The organism is Mesorhizobium sp. M7A.F.Ca.AU.002.02.1.1, assembly GCF_003998535.1.
Taxonomy (GTDB): Bacteria; Pseudomonadota; Alphaproteobacteria; order Rhizobiales; family Rhizobiaceae; genus Mesorhizobium; species Mesorhizobium ciceri.
Genome location: NZ_RZPB01000195.1, coordinates 1 through 8,836, shown reverse-complemented (window position 1 = coordinate 8,836; position 8,836 = coordinate 1). Strand labels below are relative to the sequence as shown.

General features: G+C 59.7%; 11 protein-coding genes and 1 pseudogene. 4 read left to right on the top strand and 8 right to left on the bottom strand.

The features are described from left to right. The first annotated feature begins 4 nt into the window (after positions 1–4). The 4 genes from petA to EN879_RS14385 all read left to right on the top strand — a co-directional run bounded on the left by petA (position 5) and on the right by EN879_RS14385 (position 4,431). On the top strand, positions 5–481 hold the full coding sequence (gene petA / locus EN879_RS14400; protein ID WP_063170640.1) for a ubiquinol-cytochrome c reductase iron-sulfur subunit: 477 nt from the start codon (positions 5–7) through the stop codon (positions 479–481). Positions 482–496: 15 nt separating this feature from the next. Next, on the top strand, positions 497–1,846 hold the full coding sequence (locus tag EN879_RS14395) for a cytochrome b N-terminal domain-containing protein (RefSeq protein WP_063170641.1): 1,350 nt from the start codon (positions 497–499) through the stop codon (positions 1,844–1,846). A 99-nt stretch (positions 1,847–1,945) separates the two neighbouring features. Next, a complete protein-coding gene (locus EN879_RS14390) occupies positions 1,946–3,517 on the top strand; it encodes a mechanosensitive ion channel family protein (RefSeq protein ID WP_063170642.1) in 1,572 nt (523 codons plus the stop codon). After that, positions 3,514–4,431 carry a pirin family protein gene (locus EN879_RS14385; RefSeq protein ID WP_063170643.1) on the top strand — a complete coding sequence of 306 codons (918 nt, stop codon included), beginning with the start codon at positions 3,514–3,516 and terminating at the stop codon, positions 4,429–4,431. The genes EN879_RS14390 and EN879_RS14385 overlap by 4 nt, the downstream gene beginning before the upstream one ends. Positions 4,432–4,472: 41 nt before the next feature. Here EN879_RS14385 and EN879_RS14380 read toward each other — a convergent pair whose 3' ends face one another. From EN879_RS14380 to EN879_RS39910, 8 genes and pseudogenes are all read right to left on the bottom strand, one after another. Then, positions 4,473–4,904, bottom strand: coding sequence for a DUF1810 family protein (locus EN879_RS14380; RefSeq protein WP_063170644.1), 432 nt, complete (start codon positions 4,902–4,904; stop codon positions 4,473–4,475). A gap of 43 nt (positions 4,905–4,947) precedes the next feature. Next, positions 4,948–5,229 (bottom strand): GNAT family N-acetyltransferase, encoded by a 282-nt coding sequence (locus EN879_RS14375; protein ID WP_013896607.1) that lies wholly within the window; start codon positions 5,227–5,229, stop codon positions 4,948–4,950. A gap of 54 nt (positions 5,230–5,283) precedes the next feature. Then, positions 5,284–5,994, bottom strand: coding sequence for an ATP-binding protein (locus tag EN879_RS14370; protein WP_245478699.1), 711 nt, complete (start codon positions 5,992–5,994; stop codon positions 5,284–5,286). A 227-nt stretch (positions 5,995–6,221) separates the two neighbouring features. Then, positions 6,222–6,659 carry a CBS domain-containing protein gene (locus tag EN879_RS14365; protein ID WP_063170645.1) on the bottom strand — a complete coding sequence of 146 codons (438 nt, stop codon included), beginning with the start codon at positions 6,657–6,659 and terminating at the stop codon, positions 6,222–6,224. Positions 6,660–6,717: 58 nt separating this feature from the next. Next, positions 6,718–7,365 (bottom strand): hypothetical protein, encoded by a 648-nt coding sequence (locus EN879_RS14360; RefSeq protein ID WP_013896610.1) that lies wholly within the window; start codon positions 7,363–7,365, stop codon positions 6,718–6,720. A gap of 68 nt (positions 7,366–7,433) precedes the next feature. Then, entirely contained in the window at positions 7,434–7,835 is a 402-nt protein-coding gene (locus tag EN879_RS14355; protein ID WP_013896611.1) for a cupin domain-containing protein, read from the bottom strand. A 71-nt stretch (positions 7,836–7,906) separates the two neighbouring features. Next, positions 7,907–8,665, bottom strand: a complete 759-nt coding sequence (locus tag EN879_RS14350) for an SDR family oxidoreductase (RefSeq protein ID WP_063170646.1) — start codon at positions 8,663–8,665, stop codon at positions 7,907–7,909. Between the two features lie 65 nt (positions 8,666–8,730). Further along, positions 8,731–8,836, bottom strand: a pseudogene (locus EN879_RS39910) (alpha/beta hydrolase); the annotation flags it as partial.

Here is an 8,836-nt window from a genome sequence, read left to right as displayed (position 1 = left end):
CATCATGACCGAGCTTTCCCCAACTGAAACAGGCACCACCGCATTGCCCGCCGAGGCACTGGCCACGGTCGAAGTCGACGTCTCCTCGCTGATGCCGGGAATGTCGCTGGTCGTGCAATGGCGCGGCAAACCCGTCGTCGTTCGCAACCGCACCGAGAAGGAAATTGAGGACGGCAAAGCTGTAAGCTTGGCCGAGCTCAAGGACCCGATCGCCCGTAACGCCAATCTGCCGGCCGATGCGCCGGCAATCGACACCAACCGCACGGCGCCGGGCAAGGAAGCCTGGATCGTGATGGTCCAGGTCTGCACGCATAGCGGCTGCATCCCCGTTGGTCAGCAAGGCGAGTTCGGGGGCTGGCTCTGCCCGTGCCACGGCTCGCAATACGATACTGCCGGCCGCATCCGCAAAGGCCCAGCGCCCGAGAACATGGCGATACCCGTGTTCCAGTTCATTGCCGACACCAGAATCCGTATCAGCTGAGAGGGGGGCGTTTCGATGAGCGACAAACATTCGACCTATACGCCCAAGACCGGTATCGAACGCTGGTTCGACGCCCGCCTGCCCCTTCCGAGGTTGGTGCACGATAGCTTCATCGTCTATCCCGTCCCGCGCAATTTGAACTACGCCTACACGTTCGGCGGCATTCTCACGGTCATGCTGGCTTCGCAGATCCTCACCGGGATCGTGCTGGCCATGCATTACGCTCCGGATACCGGGCTGGCCTTCAATTCAGTCGAGAAGATCATGCGGGACGTGAATTCGGGATGGCTGCTGCGCTCTCTCCATGCGAACGGCGCCTCCTTCTTCTTCATTGCCGCCTATATCCATATCTGCCGCGGGCTCTACTACGGCTCTTACAAGGCGCCGCGTGAGCTGCTGTGGGTGCTCGGTTGCACCAACCTCTTGCTGATGATGGGGATCGCCTTCATGGGCTATGTGCTGCCTTGGGGACAGATGTCGTTCTGGGGAGCCACCGTCATTACCAACTTTTTCACGGCCATCCCATTGGTCGGTGGCTGGTTCCAGCAGCTTCTGCTCGGCGGGTTCGCGGTCGGCAATGCGACGCTGAACCGCTTCTTTGCGCTGCATTACCTTTTGCCATTTGTGCTTGCAGGTGTGGTGACGTTGCATGTCTGGGCGCTTCACGTCGTCGGGCAGAACAATCCAGCCGGCATTGCTGTGAAATCAAAAACCGATGTCGTGGACTTCACACCCTATGCCACCGTCAAGGACGCGTTCGGCATCGTCGTGTTCCTGTTCTTCTTCGCCTATTTCGTCTTCTACCTGCCGAACTATCTCGGCCATCCTGACAACAACACAATCGCCAATCCGCTCAAGACGCCTGCTCACATCGTGCCGGAATGGTACTTCCTGCCCTTCTATGCGATCCTGCGCGCCATCACCTTCAATGTCGGCCCGATCGATTCAAAACTTGGTGGTGTGCTCGCCATGTTCGGCTCGATCGTGGTGCTTTTCGTCGTGCCCTGGCTCGACAGGTCCAAGGTTCGCTCGGCCGTTTACAGGCCCTGGTACAGAGTGTTCTTTTGGCTCTTCGTCACCAACGGCCTGTTTCTCGGCTGGCTTGGTTCGCGGCCGGCCGAAGGGAACTACGTCGTCATGTCTCAGTTGGCGACGCTTTACTACTTCGCCTTCTTCCTGATCGCACTGCCGGTGCTGGGCTTGATCGAGAAGCCACGGCGGCTGCCCAACTCGATCACCGAAGCGGTGCTCGAGAAGAACAAGGGGGTCGGCGGCAAAGGCGCGAGCGCGGCGGCCGGAGACCAGACGTTGATGAGAAGAGGCGATGATCGTGTCTCGCCAGCCGGCCTCGAAAGTCGCCGATAGCAACACGTTTTGGGTCGAGCCGTTGCGTCTAGGTGACGAGACAACTTCATGTCGCGCGCTAGGAACCACGCTGCTAGCTGAAAAACAGGGATTGCGATCATGGTCGATCTGGGTCCGGCGATGAATTTGTGGAACTCACCGCTAATCTACATCGTGTCGCTCGGCCTCGCCGGAATTGTCGTTTGGAACCTCGTTCCGGCACGCTTCGCCAATGCGAGGCTGATCGTCCAACTGGTCTTTTTCCTTGCAATGTCGATCATGGTTCTTGAACTGCGGGTCGTCCCGTACGAGCCCGCACGAGGCGATGAGACAACCAGCGGAGCGATCCTCATCGGATTGGTCAAGCTGCTGTGGTGGGTACATCTTGCTTGGGCGCTAATCGGGTTTGTCCGCATCTATGTCGTGTTCGAGCGAAAGCCGCACGAGGCACGCCTCCTGCAGGATGTCGTGGTCGGCGTCGTTTACACGGGAATGCTCCTTTCGATCCTCGCATTCGTCTTTGCCGTGCCGGTCGGAACGCTCATCGCCACGTCGGGCGTCTTTGCCGTCATGCTGGGTCTGGCGCTCCAGAATACGCTTGGTGATGTATTTTCGGGAATCGCGCTTAACCTCGGCCGCCCTTATGTGCTTGGAAACTGGATCATTCTGAACGACGGAACCGAGGGCCGCGTCGTCGAGACCAATTGGCGCTCGACCCAACTCCTCACCCCGGCCCACAACGTCATCGCACTTCCGAACAGCCTTGTCGCCAAAATCGGGGTAACAAACCTTAGCGGCCCAGACGAGAGCCATGGACTTGCCGTGACGGTAAAGATGTCTCTGACGAAGACGCCGGCTATCATCGTAGACACGATGCGCATGGTCCTGCTGAGCTGCACCTCGATCCTCCAGGACCCCTCGCCCGTGGTAGCCATCACAAGCCTGGATGCGGCGGCAATCGAGATCGAGCTGTCATTTCGCGTCGCCAGCCTTGATCAGCGGATTGCAGCTCGGAACGAAATTTTCGATCTCGTCTATCGCCACTCAAGGTCGGTTGGGGTGCTGCTGGCAGCGCCACTTTCAGCTTCGATTGCCGTGACCTCCCCGCCAATCGACGGGACGGCGACCTACCAAGGCTTCGCCGCGATCGACTTGATCAAGGCCATACCGATCTTCTCGGCCCTAACGGATGCCGAGCAGGAGGCGCTTGCCGCGGCGATCTCGGTTCGCAGCTACCGCAAGGGCGACGTCATTGCAGAACAAGGAGAGATGCTGCCATCCCTCATGATTGTTCGGAAGGGCGTGATCGTTCGGCAACATGGCCAAGGCAATGCTAGCATGCAGGAGGTTGGTCGGCTTGCGCCTGGCGACTTCTTCGGCGAGACCGGCCTGCTCGCCGGTATTGGCGAGACGTCGACATTGCGGGCAATGACCCACGTCGAGGTCTACGAGATAGACCAGGAGAGCTTCGCGCCGCTGCTGCTCGACAGGCCCGAGATGGCCGAAGATCTTGCGGCAACCCTGTCGAGGGGGACTTCGGCTTACGGCGAAACCGGCATCCCCGGCGGCCAGCAGCACGAGAGCTCCAAATTCGCGCTCCTGAAAGCCATTCAGGCTGTCTTCCACACCGCCCCATCGGAGCACGTTCGAGCACGTGGTCGACCAGGCATTCGAAAGGACAGAGATTCATGACCATCCGCCAAAGCGACATCGTCGGCATCGATCCACTCAGGCAGCCTGCTATGCGTGATTTTGCCGACGGTTTGAAGGTACGGCGCGTATTGCCCTCCTCGAACCGCCTGATGATCGGCCCCTTCATCCTGTTCGACCATTTCGGCCCCGCGGTATTCGACGAGGGTCGTGGTTTCGACATGGACCCGCATCCGCATATCGGGATCGCGGCCGTGACCTATCTGTTCGACGGGGAGATCATCCATCGCGACAATCTCGGTGAAGTGCAGGCCATCCGCCCCGGCGAAGTCAATTGGACGACGGCCGGGTCGGGCATCGTCCATTCCGAACGCACGTCGCCAGAAGCCCGAGCGCGCGGAAGCAATCTCTTCGGCGTTCAGGCGTGGGTGGCGCTCCCCTCCCGGCACGAAGAAGTTGCTCCCCACTTTGCACATTATGGCGCTCCCGAAATCCCACGGATCTGTGCCGACGGGGTCGAGTTCACTTTGATCGCAGGGACGTCCGACGGGTTGGTCTCTCCGGCAAGGACGTACTCCGACCTGGTCTGCGCCGAAATCGTGCTCACGGGCAGTGCGCGATATCAGGTGAAACCCGGATATCGCGAGCGTGCGATCTATGTTGTCGCCGGCGAGATTGAAGTCATGGGCCAACTTGGCACGTTCGGTGAAGGCGAATTGATCATGCTGGCGCCTGGCGCTGAGATCGTGCTCGGGGCGCCTGCCTTCCATGCCGCGCGGCTGATGCTGATCGGCGGCGAACCTCTTTCCGAACCACGCTATGTCCATTGGAACTTCGTCTCCTCCTCAGTCGAACGGATTGAGCAGGCAAAGGCGGACTGGCGTGAAGGCCGCTTCCCGGGCGTACCAGGGGAAAACGGGTTGATGCCTCTGCCGCAGGAAGAAACAAAGTGGTGACGGTTTCGGCGGCGGCCACATCCGCGGGTCGCCGGGCGGCGTCATGACACCGAGTAGAGTTTGCGCATCGTGCCCTCGTCGATTTGACCATCGAACCAGACGTCGAAGATGGTCTCGAGCAGGAACTCGTCGTTACTTGCTTCGGAAAACAGCGTGAGGGACGCGTGCAATTTCATTGTATCCTCATCACCGAAGACCGCGCGAGCACTTAGATCGGAAAGTCGTTGCAGTGTGCCGACGCATTCCCGATAACGACCGCCCAGTATCGGCGATTGGAGGTAAGCGCCTGCCTCGTCGAGTGATGTGATCGCGTACGGATCGGCTCCAGTGTCGCTTCGCCCGGTAACCAACGTCGGGAAGACCAACTCCATGTATGGAGTACACATCATGCCTCGACGCAGCATAGCCAGCGCGTCGCCGTACACCGGATCCTGAGCGGTGACGAACCTCTGCAAATTATATTGGTCGTACATCTCGACTCAGACCTTTTTTGCAAACAGCTGTATTCGTGCCTGATCACCCTGCAACGACATCGGTGTATTCCGGATGCCTGGCGACGAAGCCGCTCATGAAGGGACACTTCAAGACAGCTTTGCGGCCGGTTTTGCGGAGCAATTCGAAGGTGCCTTGCGCCAACCGCGACGCGATCCCCTGTCCGGAAAATTCCGAAGGCACTTCGGTATGTATCAGCGCAACCTTGCCGTCTTGGAGCGTATAGTAGGCCACTGCGAAGGCATGACCGGTGATCGGGAGCTCGAACCGATGCTGCCGAATGTTCTCTGTGACCTTTGCATCCATCTCTATCTCTCGATGTGCGTTGCGTGAGGCTGGACGTAGTTTGCCCGATCGCTATCACATCGCGGGCAAACGTAGCCTGACGGTGGTGCCTGTCCCGGGCGCGCTCTGAATGTCGATGCTTCCGCCTGACTCTTCGGCAAAGCGCTTCACCATCGGCAGGCCGACGCCGCCGAGGCCCTCCGTTTTTGTGGTGAAGAAGGGATCGAATGCGAAGGCAATCGTCTCGGCGGTCATCCCCACACCGTTGTCGGCGGTGGTGATATCCACCTGAGCGGCTGAGGTGCCATCAAAGACCACTGCGGTATCTATCGAGATCAGGCCCCCATTGGGGGATGCATCGCGCGCGTTGAATACCAGGTTCAGAATCGCGTTCTGCAAACCCAGGCGGTTGCACCTCACTGACGGCAAGTCCGGCCTCACTCGAACCTCGAGACGAATCTTGGGGTCCCACGCGCTTCGAATGAGGGTCTCGATTTCAGCCAGGCAGGCGCCGACATTGGCATATTCGCTTTCTCTGCGGCTCTCTCGGGCGGAACTGATACTCTGGCGGACAAGCGCGCCAGCTCGTTCCAACGCCGTTCTGGCGCCCGAAATTGCAAGCCCAAGCGTTGGAGCCGCTGAGACGCTCGGGTCACGGGCCAGGTGATTCAACGCCGACGACGCGACCTGGATGAGATTGCCAAGGTCATGAACGATGCCGGCGGTCGCCATCTGGATGGGCAGGCCATCTCGGGGAATCTCGGGCGCGATGTCGAAGACATCCACTTTCACTTCCGGACGAGACATTATAACCCTCATGTTTGCTAAGGCAGAATTCAGTTGCTTGAATATAGTACAATAGAGGACGGGAGTGGTCGATTAGATCGAATAAGAAGCCGAACCATACTGCAGTATATGTCCCGCGATCTGCGGACCGTCGCCAGTGCGGGACCAACATCTCGCGAGACGGATCTCCCTCTTTCGTGCTCATCGCACCGTCGCGAGATTCTCCTCTATTGGTAGCCAATGCCCCCGATATAGTTGGCGAGCAGCCGCTCCTGGAGTTCTTCCTGTTGGAAGAGCGCCTTCATCGCGTCGCGGATATCAAGGACGCCTATCGGCTTAGCGCCGGCGCCGAGCACCGGTAGGTTCTGGAGCCGCTGTGTTGTCATGGTCTGCCAGACCGAATGCAGGTCGTCATTGGGCCCACAGGATACGAAAGACCGGCTCATCAGCGTGGATACCGGCGCTTCCGCCGGTCCCGAATTCGCCAGGTGACGAACAAGGTCGGACTTGCTCAGCACGCCTGCCGCTTCGCCATTGCCATGGCATACAACAACCCGGCCTATGGCCGGCTTGGACAGCCATAGCGCAGCTGCCCGCAGCGACGTGTCGAGGTCGACCGCCGCAAGGCGCGCCGATGTTTCTGGATGTAGACTGTCAATTCGCATGGTGCCCTCCTGAGGCGTCTCGCGGCCGCGGCCGGAGAGATCAGATTCGAGGTTTCGCCTACTCTTCGAAGGAAGTGTTCATCACAAAATCGACGGAAGACGGCGCCTTGTAGCCGGCCACAAAGCGCTCACCGAAATCCCGGGCAAAGTTGTCGTAGGTCGTTTCCGGGTTCACCTTGGCGATGTGGCAAAAGCATCGCGTCATCCGCCGCTTCATTTGAAGACGCGGAAATTCGCCGACGATCCTGGCTATCTCGGCGGAAGAGATGAGACTGTATTGCAGGCCGACGACATCAAGGCAGATGCCGGCTGTGCACAGCGCCACCTCGGCTTCCTTGTAGAGGCCAATCGACGGCGTCGAATTGAGAGCGACGCTGTCCCATGTCAACTGAGCACGACGCTCGTCGAAGCCGCCTTGCCGGACGAAGGCGCGGGCCAGATCGGCGCCTTCCACCTCGAAACGGCGCGGCCCGGCGAAGGTCTCGTTGAGCGTGACGTCGTGCAACAGGGTTCCGACGGCAACAACTTCACCGTCGTGCTCGATGTTCTGGACCTGTGCGATGCGGACGGCGAAAAGCCATGATCGAACCACGTGGTTGAACAAATACGGTTCACATAGCTGGCGGGCATGTTCGATCGCCCGGCCGACAAGCGGCGTATCGGGGACCGAAACCCCTGCAAGCGTGCGCCTGGCGATCGCATCCATGTCAGTGCCTTTCCTTCGCCGATTGTGTGTCGGTTTGACGCCCTTACCTTGGCAGGGGCGTTACCAGTTCATTTCGCGTAGGTCGTCAGGTTGGTCTCGTTGGTATCGACGACGAAGACCGCAAGCAGGCGAGCGCGTTCCGTCTTGCTGGCGTTTTCACTGACGGCGTGATGGTCGCCCGGAAATTCCGAGAAGCTTTCGCCTGCACGGTACGTCTTCACGGGCCCACCGTTAACCTGGCTTCGGATCGCCCCCTCCAGCACCGTGGCATAGATGAACGCGGAACTGGGATGGGTATGCGCCGGCGATGTCCCGCCCGGCCCGTACTCGACGAGCACGGCTTTCAAGCTCTTGCCGGGCACATTTGGAAGGGCGTGGTCGTAGACGAGTTTCACGCTGTCCGCGTCTTTGGCCATTGCTGCGGTGACGGATGCGGCGGCGAGTGCTGCACAGAGGAGTTTCCTGATCATGTCCGATATCCTTGTTGGAATGAGAGCTAGGGAATGCTGGTCTGATGGGTCGCGAAACCGGCGTTCAGTACTTACGCAGGTGGCGTGTATCGGCTGAGCCAGTCGTCGAAGTGGACGGCGCCGATACGCGCGTTCTCGCCGGGGACAAGCGTTTGATCGTCGATTGCCACTTGACCGTAGTAGAGAGCGCCAGGATCCGAGACGATTTTGCGCGGATCGTTGGTGGCCTTTAGAAAGCGACCGACGAGTTCGCTCATACGAACGCGATCGGGGCCGGCAATTTCGATCGTGCCGTTCACTGGCGCTGCTAGGGCGACGTCCGCCATCGCATCGGCAACGTCGTCGGCTGCCATTGGTTGGAAGTACGCCGGTGACATGTGGACGGTATCCCCTACGGCGCCGGTGTTTGCGATGGCGGCGGTGAACTCGAAGAACTGTGTGGCGTGCACGATCGTGTAGGGGATAGCGGACTCCTTGATCAGCTTTTCCTGAAGCAGTTTGCCGCGGAAATACCCCATGTCCTGCAGCCGGTCGGTGCCGACCACAGACAGCGCGACGTGATGGCGGACGCCGGCGACCGCTTCGGCTGCAAGAAGATTACGCCCGGATGCCGCGAAAAATTCGAGCGCGGCCTTTTCCTCGAATGACGGTGAGTTCGCGAGATCGACGACGACCTGTGCCCCGGCAAGAGCGACGGCCAGCCCTTCTCCGGTGACGGTGTTCACTCCCGAATTCGGTGACGCCGCAAGCACGTCGTGTCCCTTCCTGCGCAGTCTTTCCACAGTCTTGGAACCGATCAGCCCGGTTCCGCCGATGACGACGATCTTCATTTCCAATCTCCTTTGTTGAGGGTGTTGATTTGCGGGTGTTGGTCGAATGTCGGCTTTCCGGCGAGCTACTCGCTGGCCGATGCGGCGTCCTCGATAAGTGAGGTGACCTCGTCGGGGTGCGAGACCATGAGCGCGTGGGAAGCACCCTCGATGACGACCGTCTTCACAGCG

Bases quoted from the DNA above. Each gene is read 5' to 3' on its own strand.
- petA (WP_063170640.1), top strand. From the start codon at position 5: ATGACCGAGCTTTCCCCAACTGAAACAGGCACCACCGCATTGCCCGCC.
- EN879_RS14385 (WP_063170643.1), top strand. From the start codon at position 3,514: ATGACCATCCGCCAAAGCGACATCGTCGGCATCGATCCACTCAGGCAG.
- EN879_RS14350 (WP_063170646.1), bottom strand. From the start codon at position 8,665: ATGAAGATCGTCGTCATCGGCGGAACCGGGCTGATCGGTTCCAAGACT.
- EN879_RS14380 (WP_063170644.1), bottom strand. From the start codon at position 4,904: ATGTACGACCAATATAATTTGCAGAGGTTCGTCACCGCTCAGGATCCG.
- EN879_RS14395 (WP_063170641.1), top strand. From the start codon at position 497: ATGAGCGACAAACATTCGACCTATACGCCCAAGACCGGTATCGAACGC.
- EN879_RS14375 (WP_013896607.1), bottom strand. From the start codon at position 5,229: ATGGATGCAAAGGTCACAGAGAACATTCGGCAGCATCGGTTCGAGCTC.
- EN879_RS14365 (WP_063170645.1), bottom strand. From the start codon at position 6,659: ATGCGAATTGACAGTCTACATCCAGAAACATCGGCGCGCCTTGCGGCG.
- EN879_RS14360 (WP_013896610.1), bottom strand. From the start codon at position 7,365: ATGGATGCGATCGCCAGGCGCACGCTTGCAGGGGTTTCGGTCCCCGAT.
- EN879_RS14390 (WP_063170642.1), top strand. From the start codon at position 1,946: ATGGTCGATCTGGGTCCGGCGATGAATTTGTGGAACTCACCGCTAATC.
- EN879_RS14355 (WP_013896611.1), bottom strand. From the start codon at position 7,835: ATGATCAGGAAACTCCTCTGTGCAGCACTCGCCGCCGCATCCGTCACC.